Origin of the sequence: Nocardia huaxiensis (assembly GCF_013744875.1) — a bacterium.
In the GTDB taxonomy this organism is placed as follows: Bacteria; Actinomycetota; Actinomycetes; order Mycobacteriales; family Mycobacteriaceae; genus Nocardia; species Nocardia huaxiensis.
In genome coordinates this window covers 3,119,667-3,142,895 of the sequence record NZ_CP059399.1, presented here as the reverse complement: position 1 = coordinate 3,142,895, position 23,229 = coordinate 3,119,667, and the positions used below count along the sequence as shown (strand labels likewise).

Genomic DNA, 23,229 nt, shown 5'->3' with positions numbered 1-23,229 from the left:
CCGCCCGCTCGGCCTGGGAGGCGTCCTGCGCAGCATCGTTCGTGTCTTTATTGTCGTGATAGCGCTGATCTGCGGTTCCGCACTGCTGCTGCCCACCGCGAGCGCCACCCCGACGGCGAATATCGACGACTGGTCGGCCCGCCGGATCGACGAGCTGCTCGCGGTGAAGGCCGCGGGAGGGGCGGGCAAGGGCGAGCTGCTCGAGGTGCTGTCCCGGCAGTTCCTCGGGACGCCGTACGGCGCGAACATGCTCGTCGGCTCCGCGTCCCAGCACGAGCAGCTGATCGTCGATCTGCGCGCGGTGGACTGCTTCACCCTGCTCGATTACGTGGAGGCCCTGAGCCGTTCGTCCAACCGCGACCAGTTCCTCACCAACCTGGTCGAGACCCGGTACGCGGGCGGCCGCGTGGACTTCGCGCAGCGCAAGCACTTCTTCACCGACTGGGCCCAGGTGCCGCGTGTGGCCGCCACCGACATCACCACCTCCCTGACCGGTGCGGCGGTGCCGGTGGCCAAGCGCCTGAACGCGAAAGCCGATGGCGGAACCTATCTTCCGGGCCTGCCGACGGTCGACCGCACGATCACCTACATCCCGTCCGGCGCGGTGGACGCCGGGGTGATCGCCGCGCTGCGCACGGGTGACTACATCGGCGCGTACGCGGACGCCCCGGGCCTGGACGTCACGCATGTCGGCCTGTTCGTCATGACCGCGAACGGCCCGGTCTTCCGCAACGCGTCCTCACTGGCCGCCAACAACCAGGTCGTCGACTCGGCCTTCAGCGATTACGTGGCCTCGGTCCCCGGCATCGTGGTGCTGCGCCCGCAGTAGGTCGCGCCTCAGGCGGGGGTGACGATCTGGATGAGGTTGCCGCAGGTGTCGTCGAAGACGGCGGTGGTGACCGGGCCTGCCGCGAACGGCTTCTGCGTGAAGGCGACGCCCAGGCCCTGCAGGCGATCGAATTCGGCCTGAACATCGGCGACCTAGAACGACGCGGCCGGGATGCCGTCGGCGACGAGGGCGTCCTTGGACTTGCCTGTCAATGGTCACGGTGGGCGGCGGCGCGGCGCAGGGCGGTCCGCGCGGCTCGGACGGCGGGGTGGGCGGCCATGCCGCGGCGGTAGGCGATGCGGGTGCGGCGGCGGGCATCGAGGGGTGTGAGGGTCACGGTGGGCGGCGGGGTGCGCGCGCCCAGTTCGGGCACGAGCGCCACCCCCGCACCGGCGGCCACCAACTCCAGGACGGCGTCGAAATCGTCCGCGTGATGACGGATGCGCGGGGTGAATCCCGCTGCCTGGCAGGCTCTTACGGTCATGGTGTGACACAGCGTGCCGGGTGTGCCCGCGATCCAGGATGTTTGGCGATGTCCGGCCAGGGACGAGTCGGAAAGGGCTGCCAGATAGATGGTTTCCTCCAGCAGCGGCTCGGTGTCCAGGGCCGCGCCCGGGTCGACCGGCACGTAGTCGTACTCCTGAATCAGCGCGATGTCGAGGGTTTCGGCGCGCAGCGCGTCGGGGGCGAGGGCCGGATCCAGTTCGGTCACGGTCAGTTCCAGCGCCGGATGCTCGGTGCTGAGGATGACCAGCGCCGGGGCCAGAATGGTGCGAATGGCCGTGGGGAAGGTGCCGATTCGCAGCGTCCCGGCGAGGGTGGTGCGGCCCTGCACGAGTTCGGCCGTGGCCTGTTCCAGGATCGCCAGGATCGATTCGGTATGGCCCACGAGCCCATGCGCGGCCGGGGTCAGCGTCACCCGCCGCCCGGTGCGCTCGAGCAGCGGCACCCCGGCCTCCCGCTCCAGGGCGGTCAGCTGTTGTGAGACCGCGGACGGGGTGTAGCTCAGGGCGTCGGCGACCGCGGCGATGGTCTCCCGGTGGGCGAGTTCGCGCAGCAGGCGCAGCTTGCGAATATCGAGCATCAGTTCAGCTTATGGTCGATGCCAGAAATGTGAACTGGTTCTTACGGTCGAATGCCGCGAAGCTCGTAGCCATGACGCTCTCAGGTCTCTTCGTCCCGCTCGTCACGCCCTTCGACACCGACGGCACCCTCGCCGCCGACGCCCTGGAACGGCTCGCCTGCGACATCCTCGCCGACGGGGCCACCGGCCTGGTCGCGCTGGGCACCACCGCCGAGGCCGCCATGCTCACCGACGCGGAACGCACGCAGGTGATCGACCTCTGCGTGCGGGTGTGCCGGGAACACAACGCGCCCTTGATCGTCGGCGCGGGCACCAATGCCACCGCCGCCTCGCTGGAGGCGGTCGGGCGACTGCGGGACGGCATCACGGCCGCGCTCACCGTCGTGCCGTACTACACCCGCCCCACCGAAGCGGGCGTGCTCGAACACTTCCGGCGCGTGGCCGCCGCCAGCCCGGTGCCGCTGGTCGTCTACAACATTCCGTACCGCACCGGCCGCACGCTGAGCACGGAAACCCTGCTGGCCCTTGCGGATATCCCGAACATCGCCGGCGTGAAGCACGCGGTCGGCGCGCTCGACGACACCACCATCGAGTTGATGGCCGCTCGCCCAGCCGATTTCGCCGTCCTCGCGGGCGACGACCTGTACGCCGCTCCCCTGCTCGCTCTCGGCGCGCCGGGAGCCATTCTCGCCACCGCCATCGTGGCGACCGGCGCGTACGCGAGCCTGGTCAGCACCTGGCAGGACGGCCCGATCGGCAAGGCCCGCGACCTGAGCAACCGCCTGGCCCCGATCGCCACGGCCCTGTTCGCCGAGCCCAATCCCACCGTCATCAAAGCCGTTCTGGCAGCACAGGGCCGGATTCCGACCCCGACGGTCCGGCTCCCGCTGCTGCCCGCCGAGGAGGCTTCCACCGCCGCAGCCCTCGCCGCGCTCGAGCGTCTCGCCGCGCAATAAACACGCGACCCGCGCCGAGGGACTCACTAGGGTTCTGGGCTATGAAGACTCCCAGCCAACTCTTGCGGGATCGTCTGACGCCGGCCTTCGGCACTGTGGCAGGCGTACCCGTCGATCCGATCGTGCAGCGTTCGCAGCATGCGGACTACCAGGCCAATGGCACGCTGGCGCTGGCGCGACGACTGGGAGCCGATCCGCGAGAGCTGGCGGATCGCATTCTCGCCGAGGCGGATCTGTCCGGTGTGGTCAGCGCCGCCGAGGTATCGGGCCCGGGATTCATCAACCTCACGCTCGCCGATGAGGTGATCGGCGCGCTGGCCGGTGCCGCGCTGGCCGACGACCGGATCGGCGTACCGCGCGCCGCACGGCCCGACACCGTGGTCGTCGACTACTCCGCGCCGAATGTGGCCAAGGAAATGCATGTGGGGCATCTGCGGTCGACCGTGATCGGGGATGCGGCCGTGCGCGTGCTGGAATGGGCCGGGCACCGGGTGATCAAGCGGAATCACCTGGGCGACTGGGGAACGCCCTTCGGCATGCTCATCGAGCACCTGCTCGATATCGGGGAGGGTGAAGCGGCCCACGAACTCTCGGTCGGCGATCTGAACGGCTTCTACACCGCCGCGCGCCGGAAGTTCGATGCCGACGACGGCTTCAAGGAGCGGGCACGGCAGCGGGTCGTGCTGTTGCAGGGCGGGGACGAGGCGACGCTGCGGCTGTGGCACCTGCTCGTCGGAGAATCCAAGCGGTACTTCGTCTCGGTGTACGAACTGCTCGGGGTGCGGTTGACCGACGCCGATTTCGTCGGCGAATCCGCCTACAACGACGAATTGCAGCCGGTGGTCGAGGAACTCGACAAGCTCGGGCTCATCCAGATCAGCGATGGCGCGAAATGTGTTTTCCCGGAGGGGTTCACCGGGCGCGACGGCACCCCGCTGCCCTTGATCGTGCAGAAGTCCGATGGTGGTTTCGGTTATGCGGCAACCGATCTCGCCGCCATCCGCAACCGGCTCCGCGATCTGGACGCCACCCGGCTGCTGTACGTGGTGGGCGTACCGCAGCGGCAGCACTTCGAGATGGTGTTCGCCACCGCCCGCGCCGCCGGGTGGCTCACCTCGCAGGCCCGGGCGGAGCACGTCGGATTCGGCTCCGTGCTGGGCGCGGACGGCAAGGTGCTGCGCAGCCGCGCCGGGGGCACGTTCAAACTCGTCGACCTGCTCGGCGAGGCCGTCGACCGCGCCAATACCGTTGTCTCGGAGAAAAATCCGGATCTGGCGGCGGCGATCCGCACGGAGATCGCCGAACAGGTCGGCATGGGTGCGGTCAAGTACGCCGACCTGTCCACCGATCGCGTGCGCGACTACGTCTTCGACTTCGACCGCATGCTGGCGCTCGACGGCAATACCGCGCCCTACCTCCAGTACGCGCACGCCCGGATCAAGAGCGTCTTCCGGCGCGGGGATGTGGCCCCGGTGCGCGACGGCTCCCCGGTGCTGATCACCGAGACCGCCGAACGCGCACTGGCCTTGGAACTGCTGAGCTTCCCGGATGTCCTGGCCGATGTGGTGGAGACCCTGGAGTTCCATCGCCTGGCGCACTATCTGTTCGGCGTCGCGACGACCTTCACCGGCTTCTACGAGAAGTGCCCGATCCTGAAGGCCGAGACCCCGGCCCTGCGCGAGAGTCGTTTGGCGCTCACCGATCTCACGGCCCGCGTCCTCGAGACGGGTCTGGATCTGCTGGGAATCGCCGCGCCGGCACGGATGTAGCCGACTACGACGCGGCCTGCGCGGGGATCTGCGCACCGTCGAGCTGACGCAGCAGCTCGGCGGTGGTCAGCACCGCGCCGCAGCGCCGCGCGGTGTAGTTGAGCGCCATGACGTGTTCCTCGCGGCTGAAGTCGGCGGTGGCGTCCAGCGCCAGGAACGGCCGCACATCGCTCATGAAAGCCTCTGCGGCACTGAGCATGCAGCCCATGTGGGTGTAGACGCCGGTCACCATGAGATGGTCGCGGTTGTAGTAGCCGAGCAGCTCCCGCAGGTCGGTGCGCTGAAAGGCCGAGTACCGCCATTTGGTGACCTGGATGTCGCGCTCGTCCGGGCGCAGTTCGGCGATCACCTCGGTGTCGGGGCCGTGCTGCATGCCGGTCCCCCAGAAGTCGGCGAGGATGCCGCGCCGCGAGGGGTGCTGGTTGCCCGGCTGCATGGTGTAGATCACCGGAATTCCCAACTCGTGGCAGCGGTTTCGCAGTCGCGCGATATTGGCGATCAGCGTGCGTGCGGGTTCCTGCTCGGCGTCGTAGGCCGACAGGAAGTACTGCTGCATATCGTGGATGAGCAGGGCGGTGCGGGCCGGTTCGACGGTCCACGGCACCTGATTGCCGGCCACCTCGTCCAGGGTGGGCATGGCGTAGGGCGCGATCGGGGGGATGGGCACGGGGTAGCTCCGGTTCGTCGTATGCGTTGGTGACGTCGGCCGATGGCCGGAAAGCGGTGTCGGGCAGCCGATCAGGCGACCGTGACCGGGAGGGAAATGCCGAGCGGGCGCAGGATGCGCTGGAATTTGGCGGTGGTCTCGGCCAATTCGGCGGCGGGATCGGATTCGGCGACGATGCCGCCGCCCGCGTGCGCGAGCAGGCTGCGGCCGTCGGCGGCGAGTTCGGCGCAGCGGATGCTGACCATCCATTCACCATTGCCGTCGGCATCGCACCAGCCGACCGCGCCCGCGTAGAAGCCGCGGTCACCTTCGAGTTCGGTGATGAGCCGGGCGGCCTCGGCGGTGGGCGTCCCGCAGATCGCGGGTGTCGGATGCAGTGCCGCCGCCAGTTCCAGTGCCGACGGCCCGTCGGCGCGCACGGTGGCGGTGATCGGCGTCCCGAGATGCCACATTTCCGGGGTGCTGGTGAGTTCCGGTGCGGGCGTGTGCACTTCGGCGCAGCGATCACGCAGCACCGCGCTCACCTGATCGACCACATACCGATGCTCGTGCTGATCCTTCGACGACCCGAGCAGTGTCCGCGCGACCTCCCGATCCACCCGCTCATCCTCCGGATTGCGCCGCGCCGACCCGGCCAGCGGATAACTCAGCACCTCCGCGCCGTCCCGTCGGACCAGAATCTCCGGACTGGACCCGACCAGGTGCCGTCCGGCGAACCGCCCGCCCGCGGCGGAGAGGTCCACGAGAAAGCCATTGCCCATCGGATCGGTCGACACCAGCCGATCGAGGATCTCCACCGGCCGCACACGCTGCGCCGCCAGAGCCCGAATAGAGCGGGCCAGCACCACCTTCCGAATCGGATGCGCCGGATCCCGCAGCAGCCGAACCGCTTCGGCCACCCGCCGCACATGCACCTCCGGATCCGGTAGTGCCGCAGCGAATTCGAATGCCGGTCGGGCCGCAGCCGAAGCCCCGTACGCGGCCTCTTCCACCGATACCGACTCCGGCGACCACAGGGCGACGGGCGCGCCGGGGGCGAAAGGCAGCGCACCGACAATGTGGCTGACCTCGCCGCCGCGCATCGCACTGACCGCTTCCGCCGGTGAGCGGAAGGTACGCCCGGCCCCGCGCGCGACCACGGTCCGATAGGGCCGGGCGAGGATAAAGGCAGGATCCGGCTCCGCTGCTGCGGCGAGTTCCGTAGGGATGGAATGGCTTCCGCCCGCCATCTTGGCTCCTTCTGATAGTGACAACGGCTGATCGCGGAACACCCGATGCACGCCGGGCATCGGGCGGCTGCGCCCGTAAATCGCGGACGGCAGCCGGGGGATTCACATGTCGAGCGTCGCGCCGCCATCGACGCGCAGGTCATGCATGGTGATGTGACGCGCTTCGTCAGAGAGCAGGAAGCGCACGGCCGCAGCGATGTCGGTGGGATCGGCGATGCGCCGCAGGGGGATTCCGAGCCGGAACCCCTCCGGATCGCCGTGCAGCAGACTCGCCTGCGCGGCCGAGTCGAGCGGCCCGGGGACGACGGCCGCCGCCTCCGCGCGCTCCGTCTCTGCGGCGACGTACAGGCCGCGCAGCATGGCGGTATCGGTGGAACCCGGGGAGACGAGGTTGACGCGTACGCCGTGGGGCGCGACCTGAAGGGCCAGGGCGCGGGTGTAGGCGGTGGCCGCGGCTTTGGACGCGCAGTAGGCCGCCATTCCCAGGCGGGGTGTGCTCGCCGCATTCGAGGAGACGACCACGATGGCTCCCCGTCCGGCGGCAGCCATATCGCGGGCGGCGCGCTGGATGACGTGCATGGTGCCCGTGGCATTGACGGCGAAGCTGCGCTGCCAGGCTTCGGAGGTGATCTCCAGCGCGGCACCGGGATCCATGACGCCTGCGGCGTGCGCCAGCGCGTCGACCCGGCCGTGCTCGGCGGTGAGCCGGTCGAAGGCGTCGTGCACCGACTTCCGGTCGGCCACGTCCACTTCCGTGGCGGACACGGATACTCCTGTGCGCCGGGCGATTTCGTTCGCCACCGCATGAACCTGCGGATCGCGATCCCACAGTGCCAGTGCTCGTGCGCCGGGTGCGAGGGCGGCGGCCGTCGCTGCTCCGATGCCCGCTGCCGCCCCGGTGACGACGACCACGCGCTCAACCGAATCGATCATGCGCATAAGGTTAGCCTAACCTGATAAGAATGTGGGGCGCTCCATTCTTCCCGCATCCGGGGAGCGCCGATCATTCCCCCGAAAAGAGGTGTCCCACAATGCCATCGACCGTGCTCACGGGCTTCACACCGTGGCCGGAGGCCGCGGCGCAGCGCTATCGCGAACTCGGCTGCTGGACCGGAAAGACCTTCGGCGACCTGCTGACCGCGCGGGCCGCCGCCACTCCGCAGGCCATTGCCGTCGTCGACGACACGCATCGCTGGACCTATGCCGAACTCGATCGGCGCTCGCGCTCGCTCGCCACCGGGCTGGCGCGACTCGGAATCGCCCGGCGAGACCGGGTTCTCGTGCAGCTGCCCAATCGCGCCGAATTCGTGGAGGTGATCTTCGCGCTGTTCCGGCTGGGTGCGCTGCCGGTGTTCTGCCTGCCCGCGCATCGGCAGGCGGAGCTGGTGCCGATCGCCACCGCCAGCGCGGCCACCGCCGTGATCACCTGCGGGATGCACCAGCGGTTCGACTACGCGGCGCTGGCGGATGCGGTTCGTGCGCAGGTGGATTCGCTGCGGCACATCCTGGTGGTCACCGACGACGCCGCAGCCGCCCTGCCGGAGGGCGCACGGGATCTCGCCGAGTTCCGGGACGAGCCCGGTGAACTGCCCATGCTCGATGCGAGCGAGGTGGCCTTCCTGCAACTGTCCGGTGGCAGCACCGGAATTCCGAAGCTCATCCCCCGCACCCACGACGACTATCTGTTCAGCGTGCGGCGCAGCGCGGAGCTCTGCGAGCTCGACGCCGACACCGTGTACCTGGCGACTCTGCCTGTCGCACACAACTTTCCGATGAGTTCGCCGGGCATTCTCGGTGCGCTGTGGGCGGGCGGCACCGTGGCCATGACCCCGGATCCGACCCCGGCCACCGCGTTCGCCGCCATCGAGAAGTTCGGGGTGACCATCACCGGTCTGGTGCCGCCGCTGGCGCGACTGTGGGTGGAACGCGCCGAAAAGGGCGATACGCCGGACCTTTCCAGCCTGCGCGTGGTGCAGGTCGGCGGCGCGCGCTGCCAGGAGGAGCTGGCGCGGCGCGTCGGCCCGGCGCTCGGCGTGACGCTCCAGCAGGTGTTCGGCATGGCCGAGGGCCTGGTTTGCTATACGCGCCTGGATGATCCGATCGAGGTGGTGATCGCGACCCAGGGCCGCCCCATGTCGGAATTCGACGAGTTCAAGGCCGTCGACGACGAGGGAAACGAGGTGCCGCCGGGCGCCGACGGCAATCTGATCACGCAGGGCCCGTACACGATTCGCGGCTACTTCGACAATGCGGAGGCCAATGCCCGCAGCTTCACCGCCGACGGCTGGTACCGCACCGGCGATATCGTGCGCATCCGCCCGGACGGCAATCTGGTGGTGCAGGGCCGCGCCGGCGACTGGGTGAACCGCGGCGGCGAGAAGGTCTCCGCCGAGGAGCTCGAAGCCCACCTGCTGGAGCATCCCGGCATCCGCGACGTCATCATCATCGGCTCCCCGGATCCGGTGCTCGGACAGCGCATCTCCGCCTTCGTCCAGCCCGCCGATCCGGCGCACAAGCCCACGCTGACCACCGTGCGCGCCTTCGTGCGCGAGCGCGGTGTGGCGGCCTGGAAGATGCCGGACTCGGTGGTCGTCGTGGACGAGTTCCCGGAGACCGGCGTGGGCAAGACCAGCCGCAAGGAACTGCGGCGGTTGCTCGCCGAAGGCGCACACCTGAAGTGACTTGAAAAGTGACGCGGCGGCATCGGAAGACGATTCAGACACCGCCGCACCACCACTCCTCATGAGAGCGCTTCGATCCAGGAGCTCAGCACGGGATCGGAAGCCAGCGTGGGGAAGTCGATGTGCTCGTAGCCCGCGGCGCGCCACTTCTCCACCAGCGACATGATGCGCACCGAATCCAGTCCGGCGTCGAGCAGGTTGGCGTCGCCGGTCAGTTCGGCCGGATCCACGCCCAGCGCCGTTGCCACATCGGCGATCACGCGGTCGGCCAGGGCGGTGTTCTCGTCGGTCATGGTCGTCCTCACTCGTCTCGGTCGTAATCGGCGATGCCGCGCTTCCAATACCCGGCGATCAGGCTGTCCTTCGGGCCGACGCCGAGGTCGGTGCGCACCCAGCTACGCAGCGGCTTGAGCACCCCCGCCTCACCGGCCAGCCACACGTAGAGCCGTTCTCCGGCAACGGGTTCGATGGCCCGCAACGTCTTCTCGAAGGCGTCGCCGGTCCCGGCTTCGGCGTCACCGCGATGCACCCAGTGCACCTCGACACCGGCGGGGGCGTCGATCTCGATCTCCTCTTCCGGGCCGCGCACCTCGATGACCGCCCATCCGGCGGCCTCGCGCGGCAGCCATTCCAGCCAGCGCGCGATGGCGGGCAGGGCGGTGAGGTCACCGGCCAGCAGGTACTTGTCGTAGGTCTTGGGGACCACGACGCCCCCGGGTGGTCCCGCGATATGAATCCTGCTGCCGGGCTTCACCTTCAGCGCCCAGTCGGAGGCGAGGCCGCCCGGGTGGATGGCGAAGTCGATATCGAGTTCGCGATCCTCCTTACTGAACCGGCGCACGGTGTACTCGCGTGAGACCGGTCGCGGCGAACCCCATTCCAGCGACAGCCCGTCCTTCTTCGGCAGGCGCAATACGCCCTCGTCATCCGGAAATATCAGGCGCACATGCTCATCCGGCACATAGCTGTGGAATCCGGCGAGGTCCTCCCCGGTGAAGGTGATGCGCAGCAGTCCGGCCCCCACCTGCACGGTGCGGGCCACCTCCACATCACACAGTCCGATCGGATAGCCGACCTTGGCCCCGTGCTCACCCGAGAGCACCTCGTCGATGCGTTCGGCGTAGGCGGCACGATCCATCAGGGCTTCTCCTTTCCCAACAGGGGCGCGGCGGCGAGCGCCGTCACCGCGCCGAGTACCAGTACGGACAGCCCGTAGACCACGAGAGCGGTTCCGGGCGCGAAGAATTGGCCGACGATGCCCGCCACCATGGAGCCGACGGCGGTGCCGGTGACGGCCTGCACCATGAGCAGGCCGGACACGCGGCCGCGCAGTTCGTCGGGCGCGTGCTGCTGTAGGACGGTGAAGCGCAGCACCATGCTGATGGCGCGGGCCGTACCGAACCCGGCCAGACCGAGGAAGACCACGGCGGCGTTCGGCACCAGTCCGGCCACGATCACGCCGATCGGCATGAGCGCCAGCGAGATCAGCAGGGCGCGACCGGGTGTGCTGCTGCGGCCGATCCAGCCACTGGTCAACGATCCGAGCACTGCGCCCGCACCGGGTGCGGCGTAGAGCAGGCCGAGAGTCGTTTCCCCCGCACCCAATTCGTGTTCGGCCAGCGCCGGCAGCAGCACCAGCGGCCCGCTCACCAGCATGGCGATCAGGCCGGTCACAAGGGCCGCTCGAATAACCCTGTGCTGCATGGCGAATCGGATGCCGATGGCGAGTTCCCGCAGCGGATGCTGAATGTCGCGGGCGGGCGGCGGTTGCGGCCCGAGTGCACGAATCAGCGTCACGGTGGCGACGGTGGCGGCGGCGGTGATGAAATACGCCGCTCCGACACCGGTTTTCGCGATGAGCAGCCCGGCGACGGCCGGGGTGATCATGGTGCCCAGATCGGAGGTCAGCGCGGTCAGCGCACCTGCGGCGGCCACCTTCTCGCGGCCGACCAGCATGGGCACCAGGGCCATCATCGCCGACCCGCTGACCCCGCCCGCGAGACCGTCCACCACGCCCGCGGCGTAGATGACGGCCAGTTGCGGCTCCGGCAGCAGGGCATTGATCCCGAGCGCGAGAAAGCCGAAACCCGCTGCGCTGCGCGACCATTGAATGACGGTGCGCCGGTCGTACCGGTCCGCGATCACCCCGCCCGCCAGCGAACCGGCGAACAGGGCGACCGCGGTGACCGTGGTGACGCCGGCGACGTGCAGGGACGATCCGGTGAGCTGGTAGACCTGCACGGGCAGGGCCACCATGAGCAGGCCGATCCCGAGCACCGACACCAGCCGGGCCGCGAAGGCGCACCGGAATTCCCGGCTCGCCCGCAGCGGCGAGGTGTCGATGAGCAGGCCGCCGACCGCTGTCACTTGAAGCGCTCCCCGAGCAGGTCGAGGGTGGCCATGGCATTGCGGTAGTCGGGGCGCTGGCTGGTGGCGGGCAGCTCGTACACCTTGCCGGCCTGGAAGGCGGGCAGCTTGGCCATGATCGGATCGGTCTTCAGCTGATCGATGGTGCGACCGCCGTCGAGCGTGATCACGAACAGGCCGGGCGCGTCCACCACGGTGGTGAGCAGTTCGGGGCTGAACACCACCCAGTCCGCGGCGGCGGCGCGAGTCGGGTTGCCCGCCTTGGCCTCCACCTTGTCGTCGACGGTGAAGCCGACCTCGGTCAGCAGCCCGGCCAGCGGGGTGACGGGAGCGATGAGCGTCGGCTTGTTGTCCTTGCGGGACTGGTACACCGACACCGCGCCCTGCGGCACCTTGATGCTCGCCTTGACCTGCTCGACCTTGTCGTTGTACTTGCTGATCAGCCCGTCCACCTTCGCCGACTGGTTGACCCCGTCGGCCACGGCCTTCAGCATGTCCTGCCAGTTGGTGAGCTTGGCGGAGATCAGCACGGTCGGGGCGATGGCGGTCAGCTTGTCGTAGCTGTCGATGGTCTGCTGGCCCGGGTAGCCCTGGCCGCCGCCGATGATCAGATCCGGCTGCTGCGCGGCGATGAACTCCAGATTGAGATTGTCACCGGAGGGCACCACCACGGTGCCCTGCGCCTGCGCGTCGGCCGACCAGGCGGACGGGAACTCCCCCGGCTTCAGGGTCACGCCCAGCACCCGCGGGTCCGCGGCCTTCACCTTCGCACCGAGGTCGTAGAGGTATCCGGCGAGCGAGCCATTGAGGACGACGATGCGCTGCGGGTCGGCGGGCACGGTGATCGCGCCCTTTTCGGTCTGCACCTCCCGGGTACCGGACTTGCCCGAATCGTCGGTGGTGGAACTGCTACAGCCCGCGACCACCGCGACGAGCGCGAGAATCAGCAGGGCGACGGCGGCGCGCACGCGAGCCGTCATGCGGTACAGCGACATTGCAGGGGTTACTTTCTTTCTTGTTGGGGGAACGCTCAGGCGCCGATCGCGGGATCGGCGTCGAGCAACGCGGCGACCTCGGTCCACCCGGTGGGGGACACGATGTCGAAGTGCGAATAGGGCAGCCGCCGGACCACCAGGCGGGCGTCCACGGCGAGCCAGCCGTCGAGCTGAGCGCGGGTGCGGGCGGGCACGGTGCCGTCATCGGCGGCGAACAGGGCCATCCGGCCGCGATAGTCCGGTGCGCCGGAGCGGGTGACCATGCCGAGCAGCGCGGTGGCCGCGGTGCGGATGGCATCCGCCAGTTCCGGTGCGTCACCGGGCATTTCCGGAATCAGTCGATCCAGCTCAGCGGGGTCCGACAGTGCGCGGGTGGCCCGATCGGTGAGATTGGCCAGCGGATGCGAATCGATCAGCCCGACATAGGCGATCGACTCCCCCTCGGCCTCGAGCAGCGCCGCCATCGCGTGAACGATATTGCCGCCCAGCGAATATCCGAGCAGGTGATACGGGCCGTGCGGCTGGATGCCGCGAATGGTCGCCAGGTAGTGCCGCGCCAACTCGTCCAGTGATTCGGCGTGGAAGCCTTTGTCGCTCAACGTCGGGAGCTGAAGCCCGATGATCGGCCGATCCGCGCGCAACAGCCGAGCCAGCGGCCCGAACTGCCAGGCCGTGCCGCCCACCGGATGCACACAGAACAGGGGCGAGCCGGTCCCACTCGCGCGCACTGTCAGCACATGGTCGAGCCGACTTCCCAGCAGCGCAAGCCCTTCCGCGCCGCTGTCGCTGTCGGCGTGTGAGCTCTCGAGCTCGGCGATACGGGTGGCCAGCGCACGCGGGGTCGGCGCGGCGAAGACATCATCGAGCACCACCGCGAACCCCGCCCGGCGCAGCCTGCCGACCAGCCGGACGGCGGTCAGCGAATGCCCTCCGGCAGCGAAGAAGTCATCCTCCGCGCCGATGTCGTCGACCGCCAGCACCGCGGCCATCGCGTCGCACAGAGCCGCCACCCTCGTCATCCCGGCGTGCTTGTGGCCGGGATCCACTCCCGCAGCGACCGCGCCGGACTGGGTGGATTCCGGCCAAGAACACGCCGGAATGACGGGGCTGGGTTGATCGCCGACCTCGCGGACAACCTCCGCTCCCGCACCGTCCCGCATTCCGGGAGCCACTGCCGCAGCAGCCGGTGCGGGCAGAGCCTTGCGGTCGATCTTCTCGCTGGCCGTGCGCGGGATCTCGTCGAGCACCAGGTATGCCGATGGAATCATGTACGCGGGCAGCGTATTTCGCAGCTCGTCCGCGACTGCCTCGGTGTCGACGGTGATGCCGGAGCGGGCGATGAGATAGGCGACCAGGCGCTGATCGCCCGGGGTGTCCTCGCGCAGCAGCACGACCGCCTGGGCGACGCCGGCGCAGCCCAGCAGGGCCGCTTCGATATCGCCGAGTTCGATGCGCTGGCCGCGTAGTTTGATCTGGCTGTCGCTGCGGCCGACGTACTCCAGCTCGCCGTCGGGGTTCCACTTCACCAGGTCGCCGGTGCGGTACATGCGGGCACCGTGGTCGTACGGGTCGGCGATGAAGGCGGCACAGCTCAGGTCGGGGCGGGCCAGGTAGCCGCGCGCCAGCTGCTCGCCCGTCAGGTAGAGCTCGCCGATGGTTCCCGCCGCGACCGGGCGCAGGCGTTCGTCGAGCACGCGGACGCCGGATCCATTGGCGGGCTTGCCGATCGGCACGGATCCGGTATCGAGGTCGGTGGTCTCGTGGTAGGTGAGCGCCACGGCGGCCTCGGTCGGGCCGTACAGGTTGTTCACGCTCGCACTGGTCAGGGCACGCACGCGGTGCGCGGTCGCCGGGGGCAGCGCCTCGCCGCCGGTGATCACACAGCGCAGCGCGGTACAGCCGGACAGGTCGGTCTCCTCGGCGAGCACGGTGAGCATGGACGTGGTCATCTGGACCACGGTCACCTGCTCGTCGCGCATGAGTTCGGCCTGGTAGTACGGGTCCTTGTGGCCGTTCTCGCGGGTCAGCACGATGCGCGCGCCGACGTGCAACGGCAGGAACAGTTCCAGCAGGGACGCGTCGAAGATCGCCGGGGTGCGGTACAGCACGGTGTCTCCGGGGCCGAAACTCTGGCGGCGCTGGAGCCAGTCGAAGGTGTTCACGATGGCCGCGTGGGTGACGGTCACGCCCTTGGGGACGCCGGTGGAGCCGGAGGTGAACAGCAGGTAGGCGGTATTGCCGGGGCGCAGTGGCGCGCGGCGCTCCGCGTCGGTGACGGGCGCGTCCGAGAAACCGCCGCTCGCCAGACCGTCGAGCGTGCGGAGAACCAGTGCGGGAGCAGCGGTTTCGAGGATTTGCGCGATCCGCTGGGCGGGCTGTTCGGGATCCACCGGCAGGTACACGCCACCTGCCCGGATGATCGCGTGCGCGGCGATCACCGAATCCACGGTGCGGGGCATGGCCGCCGCGACCACGGTCTCGGGCCCGACGCCCTGTGTGATGAGCAGGCGCGCAAGGCGATTCGCCCGAGCGTCGAAGTCACGGTAGTCGATGGTCTCGCCCGCCGCGGTGATCGCGGGGGCGGCGGGATCGACGGTTCGGCCCCAGTCCGCGAGAGTCCTTCCGCGCGTGTCCCTTCGGTCGGTTCGCTCGATTACGGAGGCGACCGTGGCGTCCGGGTTCGCCGCGATAGCGGCGAGCACCGTGCCCAGTCGCTCCGCCAGCGAGGTGGCCGCATTCTCCGGCACGGCGGCCGGATCATGGTGCAGCAGCAGCTCGAACCGCTCCCCCGGCCGTGCGGTGACGGTGATCGGGAAGTGCGTGCGGCTGTGCACGGCCACGCCCGCGACCCGCACGTCATGCGTATCGGGCTGTCCCAGACCGGATTTGGGGAAATTCTCGAAGACCACGAGCGTGTCGAACAACCGGCCCAGCCCGGCCGCGCCTTCGACAGTCGCGAGGCCGAGGTAGCCGTGCGCCTGCATGTCGAAGGTGGTCTGCTGGAAGTCGCCGAGCTGTTCCACCAGCGTCCGGCCGGTGTCCAGCCGCAGCCGCACCGGCACCGTATTGCTGAACAGCCCAACGGTTTTCTCGACATCCGCTAGCTCCGCCGGCCGCCCGGAGATGACCGCGCCGAACACCACATCGGTCCGCCCGAGATGCTCGCCCAGCACCATCGACCACGCGCCTTGCAGCAGCGTGTTCATGGTCAGCCCGTGCTCGCGGCCGAGCCCTTCCAATGCGGCGGCAGTGCTCTCCGACACCGCAACTCGCAGCCCGGCAGCCGTCGACCGCCGCCCCGCGAGACCGACCACCGTCGGTGCGGACAGCCCGTCGAGATAGCTCCGCCACCGCTGCACCGCCGACGCGGTATCACGCGCACCGAGCCAGCTCAGATAGTTGCCGTAATACCCTGGAGCAGGCAGTTTTTCGCCTTCTCCGTGGTACAGCGCGAGTGTCTCGCGCAACATGATCGGCACCGACCACCCGTCCGCCAGCAGATGATGCGCGATGAGCACCAGTCGCTGCGAGGTCTCGCTCATCCGGATGAACAGCACCCGCACCAGCGGTGGATCGGCGACGTCGAAGCTCTCCGCACCGGCGCTCCGCTCCAGCTCCGCCGCGGCCCCGGTCGCCTCCTCGGCCGCGAGACCACGCAAATCCGCTACGCGCCAGGATGATCGAGGTGTGACCGGCACAACCTGGACCGGCTGGTCGAAGTCCTCGTAGCTGAACGCCGCACCGAGGTTGGGATGCCGCGCCAGCATTGCTTCGAACGCCGCACCCAGCCGATCCGCATCGACCACACCGGACAGCTCGAACCGCGCCGTCATGGTGTAGACATCGCCGTCACCATCGCGCAGCGCATGGAAGAGCAGGCCCTCCTGCAACGGCGCGAGCGGCAGCACATCCGCGACAGCCCCGTACCGCGCCAGCAGCCGATCCAGCACCTTCGGCGGCAGCGTGATCGATTGCGCCACTCGGGTATTGGCCGCTCCCGCGAAGACAGTCGTGCCCGTGTGCGCGGGCGACGATGCCGGGCCGACCCCGTCTGCAACCACCAGGTCGGACCCCGAACCGGCGTCCGAACTGTCGACCACCGCTGCGGTGGCAGCCAGTTCGGCGAGCGCGCGCCGGGTGAGCAGCTCCTGCGGAGTCAGCACAATCCCCCGCTCCCGCAACCGGCTGCTCACGCTGATCGCGGTGATGCTGTCCCCACCGGCCCCGAAGAAATCGTCGTCGACACTCACGGCGTCATGCCCGAGCGCCCCAGCGACCACCTCGCACACCGCGAATTCCACTGCGGTGGAAGGCATCCGGCCACAGCTCTCGACCGGCGGCTCGGGCAGCGCGCCCCGATCCACCTTCCCGTTCACAGTGTGCGGCAGCGCATCCACCAGCACCAGCCGCGAAGGCACCATGTGATCCGGCACCAGATCGGCCAGCCGCGACCGCAACTCCACCGAGTTCGGCACCGCACCGGCGGGCACCACATACCCGATGAGCATCGGCCGACCGGCGATCTCCCGAATATCGGCCGCGGCTGCCCGCACCTCCGGCAGCCCGCCGAGCGCGGCCTCGACCTCCCCGAGCTCCACCCGATGCCCGCGAATCTTCACCTGATTGTCGGTCCGCCCGACATACTCGTAACCCCGCCCCGCAACCCACCGAGCCCGGTCCCCGGTCCGGTACATCCGCGCCCCCGGCGGCCCGTACGGGTCGGCCACGAACCGATCCGAGGTCGCGTCCGCACGCCCCAGATACCCCCGAGCCACCTGCGGCCCGGCCAGATACAACTCACCCACCCGGTCGTCGGCGACGACCTGCAAAGCATTGTCCAGCAGGTAGATCCGCGCCCCCGGCAACGGCGACCCGATATGCGGCGACTCACCCCGCACCTCCGCGTGCAACGCGTCGACGGTGGCTTCGGTCGGCCCATACAGATTCACCGCCGCAATCCCCGCCCGCTGAATCCGCTGCCAGAGCTCCGGCGGGCACGCCTCCCCGCCCAATGCCAGCAGAGCGATTCCCGGCCAACCACCGGATTCCGAGGCGGACGCGACCGACGCGACGGCATTCATCCCCTCGGCGCTCGGACGCACACCCGGTATCGCAGCGGGCGCAGTGGCCGCGAAATCCGCAGTGGCACCCGGCGACTGCGTAACCACCGATTCGATCTCACGGTGCGCACTGCCGCGCAGCCCGCACTCGAGCAGTGTGGCGGCGAAGGTCGGTGTGCCATCGACGACGTCGATTCGATCGCGAGCGAAAGCCGCGACGAGGGCTGCCGGATCGCGGCGGATTTCACTGTCGTACACATGAACTCGGTGCCCGTCGAGCAGCCACAGCAGCGGATCGAGGGCTGCGTCGAATGCGAACGACGTCGTGTGCGCCACCCGCAGCGGGCGACCGATCCGGGCCGCGGTGTCGGCGTACATCCCCGACCGGTGCGAAGCCAGCAGCTGAGCCAGTGCGCCGTGCTCCACCAGCACGCCCTTTGGACGGCCGGTCGAACCCGAGGTGTAGATCAGGTAAGCGCCATGGCTCGGAAGTATCCGCACCCCAGCGGGATCCATACCCAACGCGACTTCACCGGACTGTGTGGATTCCGGCCAAAAGCATGCCGGAATGACGAGAGGCGGGGTGCCGTCGGCCGCAGCGGGTTGGCCGGTCGGATCGGACTCCAGGTCGGCGGCCAGTTCGTCGGAGGCGAGGATGAGTTTCGGTGCGGCGTCGGCGATTACGGCTCGCAGTCGCGAGACCGGGTGCTCCGGGTCGAGGGGCAGGAAGATGCCGCCTGCCCGCCAGACAGCGAACAGCGCCACGACGAGGTCCGCCGAACGCGGCACAGCCACGCCGACGATTGCCTCCGGCCCCACGCCGTGACCGCGCAGGAACGCGGCGAGAGTGTCGACACGACAGGCGAATTCCGCAGCGGTCCAGTGCAATTCGCCTGCGGAAAGGATGGTCGCGGCGGGTTGCTCGGCCACCACACGCGATAGCGCGTCCGGGGCCAGTTCGGTCGCCCCCGGAGCGCGACCACTCCGAAGCGATGCGGATTCCGCGGCGACCGGTCCTGGGCGGGCGACGCCGGTTCCCTCCTCAGCGACGCCGCATCGGCTCTCGACCGCGCCGACCGGCAGATCGACCGCCGTCGTATCGACAGGAGCCCGGTCCGACGGGCCGCCGACCAGGTCCCCGGATCGGCTGTCGAGCAGGCGGTTTCGCTCGTCGCGGTCGATGAGTTCGAGCGAGCCGACCGGGGGCTTGTCGCCGCCGGTGAAGGCGTCGATCACGCGGACCAGGCCGTTGATGCGCTGTTGGACAGCTTCCGGGGTGTTACTGCGGGCGTCGGGTTCGAAGCCGAGCAGGACGGTGCCGTCGGGGAGTGGGGTGACGGTGAGGCCGAGGTCTTCCGGGGGGCCGCCTGCCACATTGCGCAGGACGCCGCGGGCGCCGTCGAAGTCGAGGGCGAAGTCGAAGACCTTGAGGTTGATGCCGACGCCGTGCAGGAGTTCACCGGCGTTGTAGCCGTGGAAGTCGCGGGCCAGGTCGTCGCCGCTGTAGCGCTGGTGGGCGCGGATTTCGCGGAGAGCCTCGGCGACGCGGGGGCCGAGTTCGCCGAGGCGGTCGTCGGCGCGGACGGTGAGGCGCAGCGGGAGGACGTTGACGGCCATCGCGGGGGTGGTCAGGGCGGCGCGGCCGACGCGGCCCATGAGCAGCATGGACAACACCACGTCGGAGGTGCCGAGTTGCCGGTTGAGGAAGGCGGCGTAGGCGGCGAGCAGGACGTCGGCCCAGGTGATGCCGTAGTTGTCGGCGCATTCCCGCAGGCGAGCAAGGGTTTCGGTGGACAGCACGGCTTCGGCGCGCAGGGTGCGTTCGACCGCGCCGCCGACATGCACGCCGCGCCCGTCCATATCCGGCCAGGGGGTCAGCTGTTCGCGCCAGAACTGCCGGTCCTGCTGGAACTGTGCGCTGGCGCGGTAGTCCCGCTCCTCCGCCACCAGTGCCGCGATGGTGCCGAAGGTGTTCTTGGGCTTCGGTTTTCCACGTCTCAGGGCGCTGTAGTGGGCGGCGACCCGGCGCGACAGCAGGGCCGCGCTGTAGCCGTCCACGATCAGGTGGTGGTAGAGCTGTACGCACCACACGTCGTGGTCGGTGACGCGGATGAGCGTGTAGTTGTACAGCTGCCGGTCCACCATGGCGCGGCAGTCCTCGGCGGCGCGTTGCCGTTCCAGGGCGACGGCCTCGTGGGCCAGGGCGAACGGGTCGGCGGCCAGGCGCAGGTCGATGGTCGGGCGCAGCACGGCCGGGGTGTCGGCGACGAATTGCCTTGGTCCATCGGCGGTTTCGCGGAAGCGCAGCCGCATATTCTCGGCTTCGGCCACCGTGCGGCGGATGGCCTCGGCGAGCAGGTCCACCTCGATGACCGGCCCGCCGGAGATCTCGAGGACCTCGCCGACCAGGTAGCGGCCGGATTCCGGGTCGAAGCGCTGGGCGTTCCAGATGCCCAGCTGCGGTCCGGTGAGCGGCAGTCCGGGGTGACCGGCGCTCGAGTCGTCCCGTTCCACCGGTCCCACGGAAACTCCCTTCACCATCAGCGATTTTCGACCCCTCCCCCGGTCCACCCGGGCTCTGCGAAAGGCCGGCAAGGGAGGGGCAAATGAAGGTTAGCCTAACTTTAGTAGGAGTGGGGAACCTACGTTCCGCGCTGCCGCATCAGCCCACTTCGGCCGCGTTTTCCGCGAGCGGAATCACCAGTGGCGCACCGGTTTCCGGGTCGTCGATAATCCGGCAGCCGAGCGCGAACACCTCCCGCACGAGCTCGGCGGTGACGATCTCGCGCGGCGCTCCGGCGGCGATCACCCGCCCGTCCCGCATGGCGATGAGGTGATCGGCGTAGCGGAAGGCGTGGTTCAGATCGTGCAACACCGCCACCACGGTCCGGCCGGACTCACGGTTGAGCGTGCGGCACAGATCCAGCAACTGGATCTGATGGGCGATATCCAGGTACGTGGTGGGCTCGTCCAGCAGGACGATCGGCGTCTCCTGCGCGAGCACCATGGCGATCCACACCCGCTGCCGCTGCCCGCCGGACAGCTCGTCCACCGAACGCGCCGACAACTCGGTGACGCCGGTGGCGGCCATGGCCGCCGTCACCGCCTCCTCGTCCGCCCGCGACCACTGCCGCAGCAGGGTCTGATGCGGATAGCGGCCGCGCGCTACGAGATCCGCGACCCGAATGCCATCGGGCGCGGTGGAAGTCTGCGGGAGCAGGCCGATCCGGCGCGCGACCTCCTTGGCCGGGTACGCGCCGATGGCCTTGCCGTCCAGCAGCACCGCGCCCCGCTCGGGGGCCAGCAGCCGGGCCAGCGCCCGCAGCAGCGTGGATTTGCCACAGGCATTGGGGCCGATGATCACCGTGAACGTGCCGTCTGGGATGTCCACGGAGAGCTGGTCGCTGATGGTCCGGCCGCGATAGCCGAGACGGACCTGGTCCGCCCGCAACCGCACCGCGGTTTCCTGCTGTACCGCCACTTCCGTTCGGGCACCGATCTTTTCGTTCATCGTTCCTCTAGTTCCGTCGCGCCTCGGCGACCAGCAGATACGCCAGATAGAGCCCGCCCACCGACACGGTGACGACGCCGACCGGCAGGGTGGTGGGCGCGAACACCCGCTGTGAGATCCAGTCGCAGGTCACCAGCAGCAGAGCGCCCATGGCCGCCGCCGGAGCCAGGGCCGTGGAGGGTGTGCGGGCCAGGCGGCGGCCCAATTGCGGTGCGGCCAGGGCCAGGAACGCGATCGGCCCGGCGACGGCGGTGGCGACGGCGGTGAGCGCGACGCTCAGCACGATCAGCAGCATGCGGTCGCGGCCGACGCGAATACCGAACGCCTGCGCCAGATCATCGCCGAGCTCGAGAATCTGCAAGCGCCGCGAAGCCGGGACGGCGGCCACGCCGAGCCCGGCCAGCAGGACCAGCGCGGGCGCGACCTGCGGCCAGGTCACACCGCTCAGCGACCCCGCACCCCAGGCCGCGGCCGACATGGCGGCATTGAGGTCGGCGCGCAGAATGAGCCAGGTATTGACCGAGGACAGCATGGCGCTGACACCGATACCGACGATGATCAGCCGGAAACCGGTGACATTGTGCCGGAAGGCGAGCAGCTGAATGGCCAGGGCCGCAAGCAATCCGCCGATCAGCGCACCGGCGGCCGTCTGATAGCCGCCACCGCCCAGCGCCAGGATGACGATCAGCGCGCCGGTGTAGGCCCCGGTATTGAAGCCGACCAGATCCGGGCTGCCCAGCGGGTTGCGGGTCACCGATTGCAGAATCGCGCCACTCACACCGAGCGCGGCGCCCAGGGCCAGCGCCAGCGCCACGCGCGGAAAACGCCAGTCCCACACCACGAGCCGGTCGAAGCGTTGATCGCCCACGAACAGCGCCCGCACCACCCGGTCCGGCGGAATCGGGTAATCGCCTGTGCCCAGCGACAATACGGCCATGATCAGCGCCGCCGTCACCAGCACGGCGCACACCACCACGGTCCGGATGCCCACCCGGGCGGTGAGCCGGCGCGAGCGCAGCACCAGCACCGAGCGGCCGAAATCGATTCCGGTCATGACGAACTCACCCGCGTCCGGCGGGCCAGCCAGATCAGCACCGGTGCGCCGAGGAATGCCGTCACCAGACCGGCCGCCAGTTCGTCCGGCCGGATGACGATGCGCCCCAGCACATCCGCGCCCAGCACCAGGATCGGCGCGAGCAGCATCGAATAGGCGATGATCCAGCGCTGGTCGGGGCCGACGATCCAGCGGGCCATGTGCGGCACCGCCAGTCCGACGAAGGTGATCGGCCCGACCGCGGCGGTCGCGGTGCCGCACAACAGGGTCAGCGCCGTGACGGTGAGCAGCCGGGTCCGCCCGACGTGCACGCCCAGCGCGTGCGCCAGATCCTCCCCGAGCGCCACCGCATTGAGCGAGCGCGCCGCGACCACCGCCGCGACCACGCCCACCGCGATGAACGGCGCGGCGCCGCCGATGATGTCGTACCCGCGCCCGGTCAGCGCACCGGCATCCCACTGCCGCATCTCGTCGAACGCCTTGGCGTTCAACAGGATCAACCCTTTGGTCAGCCCCGACAGCACCGCCGTGATGGCGACCCCGGCCAGCGTGAGCCGAATCGGATCGGCCCCCTGCCTGCCCGCGGTGCCCAACCGGTACACCACCACCGAGGCGATCGCCGCACCCGCGAAACCGAACCACACATACGAGGTGATCTCGCTGACACCCAGGAACGCGACCGCGATGGTGATGGCGAACGCCGCCCCGGCATTGATGCCGAGCAGTCCTGGGTCCGCGAGCGGATTGCGCGTCAGCCCCTGCATGAGGCATCCGGCGACGCCGAGCGCGACCCCGGCGAGCAGTCCGAGCAGCGTGCGCGGCACCCGGTACCCGGTGACGATGAGCGCGTCGGCCGAGCCGTCGTCGCCCCACAGCGCGTCCCATACCTGCGCGGCCGGAATGGCTTTGGTGCCGACCATGAGACTGAGCAAGCAGGCAGCCACCAGCACGGCGGCGGCCACCAGCCAGCCCGGCCAATGTCGCGGCCGGGCACGAGATCTTTCCATCAGGTAATTTCTTCCGGGTT

Annotated in this window: 16 protein-coding genes and 1 pseudogene; 4 read left to right on the top strand and 13 right to left on the bottom strand. The window is 69.4% G+C overall.

The genetic code is table 11. The annotated features are described in order from the left end of the window. Nucleotides 1-25: 25 nt before the first annotated feature. The gene (locus tag H0264_RS14010) at nt 26-829 is read left to right on the top strand and encodes a DUF1460 domain-containing protein (protein ID WP_181585537.1); all 804 of its coding nucleotides are present in this window, start codon (nt 26-28) and stop codon (nt 827-829) included. Nucleotides 830-837: 8 nt separating this feature from the next. On the opposite strand, the pseudogene H0264_RS38585 reads toward H0264_RS14010, so the two are convergent. Beyond that, nucleotides 838-1,026: pseudogene (locus H0264_RS38585) on the bottom strand (VOC family protein); the annotation flags it as partial. 11 nt (nt 1,027-1,037) lie between these two features. Continuing rightward, complete coding sequence (locus H0264_RS14005) at nt 1,038-1,913, bottom strand: LysR family transcriptional regulator (RefSeq protein WP_181584356.1); 876 nt, start codon at nt 1,911-1,913, stop codon at nt 1,038-1,040. A 71-nt stretch (nt 1,914-1,984) separates the two neighbouring features. Here H0264_RS14005 and dapA point away from each other — a divergent pair, with 71 nt between their 5' ends. Together dapA and argS are read left to right on the top strand one after the other, a co-directional pair. Next, nucleotides 1,985-2,869 carry a 4-hydroxy-tetrahydrodipicolinate synthase gene (gene dapA, locus H0264_RS14000; RefSeq protein WP_181584355.1) on the top strand — a complete coding sequence of 295 codons (885 nt, stop codon included), beginning with the start codon at nt 1,985-1,987 and terminating at the stop codon, nt 2,867-2,869. Nucleotides 2,870-2,910: 41 nt separating this feature from the next. Continuing rightward, nucleotides 2,911-4,638 carry an arginine--tRNA ligase gene (gene argS, locus H0264_RS13995; RefSeq protein WP_181584354.1) on the top strand — a complete coding sequence of 576 codons (1,728 nt, stop codon included), beginning with the start codon at nt 2,911-2,913 and terminating at the stop codon, nt 4,636-4,638. A 4-nt stretch (nt 4,639-4,642) separates the two neighbouring features. Here argS and H0264_RS13990 read toward each other — a convergent pair whose 3' ends face one another. From H0264_RS13990 to H0264_RS13980, 3 genes are all read right to left on the bottom strand, one after another. Further along, on the bottom strand, nt 4,643-5,305 hold the full coding sequence (locus H0264_RS13990) for an isochorismatase family protein (protein ID WP_181584353.1): 663 nt from the start codon (nt 5,303-5,305) through the stop codon (nt 4,643-4,645). Between the two features lie 71 nt (nt 5,306-5,376). Further along, nucleotides 5,377-6,534, bottom strand: a complete 1,158-nt coding sequence (locus H0264_RS13985) for an isochorismate synthase (RefSeq protein WP_181584352.1) — start codon at nt 6,532-6,534, stop codon at nt 5,377-5,379. A 102-nt stretch (nt 6,535-6,636) separates the two neighbouring features. Then, nucleotides 6,637-7,473: an SDR family oxidoreductase gene (locus H0264_RS13980; protein WP_181584351.1), complete on the bottom strand. Its 837-nt coding sequence runs from the start codon at nt 7,471-7,473 to the stop codon at nt 6,637-6,639. A 92-nt stretch (nt 7,474-7,565) separates the two neighbouring features. On the opposite strand from H0264_RS13980, the gene H0264_RS13975 reads away from it, so the two are divergent. Continuing rightward, the gene (locus H0264_RS13975; RefSeq protein WP_181584350.1) at nt 7,566-9,215 is read left to right on the top strand and encodes a (2,3-dihydroxybenzoyl)adenylate synthase; all 1,650 of its coding nucleotides are present in this window, start codon (nt 7,566-7,568) and stop codon (nt 9,213-9,215) included. 59 nt (nt 9,216-9,274) lie between these two features. Here H0264_RS13975 and H0264_RS13970 read toward each other — a convergent pair whose 3' ends face one another. The 8 genes from H0264_RS13970 to H0264_RS13935 all read right to left on the bottom strand — a co-directional run bounded on the left by H0264_RS13970 (nt 9,275) and on the right by H0264_RS13935 (nt 23,209). Next, nucleotides 9,275-9,508 (bottom strand): phosphopantetheine-binding protein, encoded by a 234-nt coding sequence (locus H0264_RS13970; RefSeq protein WP_181584349.1) that lies wholly within the window; start codon nt 9,506-9,508, stop codon nt 9,275-9,277. An 8-nt stretch (nt 9,509-9,516) separates the two neighbouring features. Then, complete coding sequence (locus H0264_RS13965) at nt 9,517-10,353, bottom strand: siderophore-interacting protein (RefSeq protein ID WP_181584348.1); 837 nt, start codon at nt 10,351-10,353, stop codon at nt 9,517-9,519. Beyond that, entirely contained in the window at nt 10,353-11,582 is a 1,230-nt protein-coding gene (gene entS / locus H0264_RS13960) for an enterobactin transporter EntS (protein WP_181584347.1), read from the bottom strand. The genes H0264_RS13965 and entS overlap by 1 nt, the downstream gene beginning before the upstream one ends. Further along, nucleotides 11,579-12,562, bottom strand: coding sequence for an ABC transporter substrate-binding protein (locus tag H0264_RS13955; protein ID WP_231082930.1), 984 nt, complete (start codon nt 12,560-12,562; stop codon nt 11,579-11,581). Before H0264_RS13955 ends, entS begins: the two co-directional genes overlap by 4 nt. Before the next feature lie 50 nt (nt 12,563-12,612). Further along, nucleotides 12,613-20,160 (bottom strand): amino acid adenylation domain-containing protein, encoded by a 7,548-nt coding sequence (locus H0264_RS13950; RefSeq protein ID WP_181584345.1) that lies wholly within the window; start codon nt 20,158-20,160, stop codon nt 12,613-12,615. A 139-nt stretch (nt 20,161-20,299) separates the two neighbouring features. Continuing rightward, nucleotides 20,300-21,148 carry an ABC transporter ATP-binding protein gene (locus H0264_RS13945; protein WP_181584344.1) on the bottom strand — a complete coding sequence of 283 codons (849 nt, stop codon included), beginning with the start codon at nt 21,146-21,148 and terminating at the stop codon, nt 20,300-20,302. A gap of 7 nt (nt 21,149-21,155) precedes the next feature. Then, entirely contained in the window at nt 21,156-22,202 is a 1,047-nt protein-coding gene (locus H0264_RS13940; RefSeq protein ID WP_181584343.1) for a FecCD family ABC transporter permease, read from the bottom strand. Then, a complete protein-coding gene (locus H0264_RS13935; RefSeq protein ID WP_181584342.1) occupies nt 22,199-23,209 on the bottom strand; it encodes an iron chelate uptake ABC transporter family permease subunit in 1,011 nt (336 codons plus the stop codon). The genes H0264_RS13940 and H0264_RS13935 overlap by 4 nt, the downstream gene beginning before the upstream one ends. Nucleotides 23,210-23,229: the final 20 nt, after the last annotated feature.

What these genes read in the sequence shown, in the direction of transcription:
- argS (WP_181584354.1), top strand. Translation starts at nt 2,911, where the DNA reads ATGAAGACTCCCAGCCAACTCTTGCGGGATCGTCTGACGCCGGCCTTC.
- H0264_RS13985 (WP_181584352.1), bottom strand. Translation starts at nt 6,534, where the DNA reads ATGGCGGGCGGAAGCCATTCCATCCCTACGGAACTCGCCGCAGCAGCG.
- H0264_RS13940 (WP_181584343.1), bottom strand. Translation starts at nt 22,202, where the DNA reads ATGACCGGAATCGATTTCGGCCGCTCGGTGCTGGTGCTGCGCTCGCGC.
- dapA (WP_181584355.1), top strand. Translation starts at nt 1,985, where the DNA reads ATGACGCTCTCAGGTCTCTTCGTCCCGCTCGTCACGCCCTTCGACACC.
- H0264_RS13955 (WP_231082930.1), bottom strand. Translation starts at nt 12,562, where the DNA reads ATGACGGCTCGCGTGCGCGCCGCCGTCGCCCTGCTGATTCTCGCGCTC.
- H0264_RS13945 (WP_181584344.1), bottom strand. Translation starts at nt 21,148, where the DNA reads ATGAACGAAAAGATCGGTGCCCGAACGGAAGTGGCGGTACAGCAGGAA.
- H0264_RS13965 (WP_181584348.1), bottom strand. Translation starts at nt 10,353, where the DNA reads ATGGATCGTGCCGCCTACGCCGAACGCATCGACGAGGTGCTCTCGGGT.
- H0264_RS13970 (WP_181584349.1), bottom strand. Translation starts at nt 9,508, where the DNA reads ATGACCGACGAGAACACCGCCCTGGCCGACCGCGTGATCGCCGATGTG.
- H0264_RS13935 (WP_181584342.1), bottom strand. Translation starts at nt 23,209, where the DNA reads ATGGAAAGATCTCGTGCCCGGCCGCGACATTGGCCGGGCTGGCTGGTG.
- H0264_RS13975 (WP_181584350.1), top strand. Translation starts at nt 7,566, where the DNA reads ATGCCATCGACCGTGCTCACGGGCTTCACACCGTGGCCGGAGGCCGCG.
- H0264_RS13980 (WP_181584351.1), bottom strand. Translation starts at nt 7,473, where the DNA reads ATGCGCATGATCGATTCGGTTGAGCGCGTGGTCGTCGTCACCGGGGCG.
- H0264_RS14005 (WP_181584356.1), bottom strand. Translation starts at nt 1,913, where the DNA reads ATGCTCGATATTCGCAAGCTGCGCCTGCTGCGCGAACTCGCCCACCGG.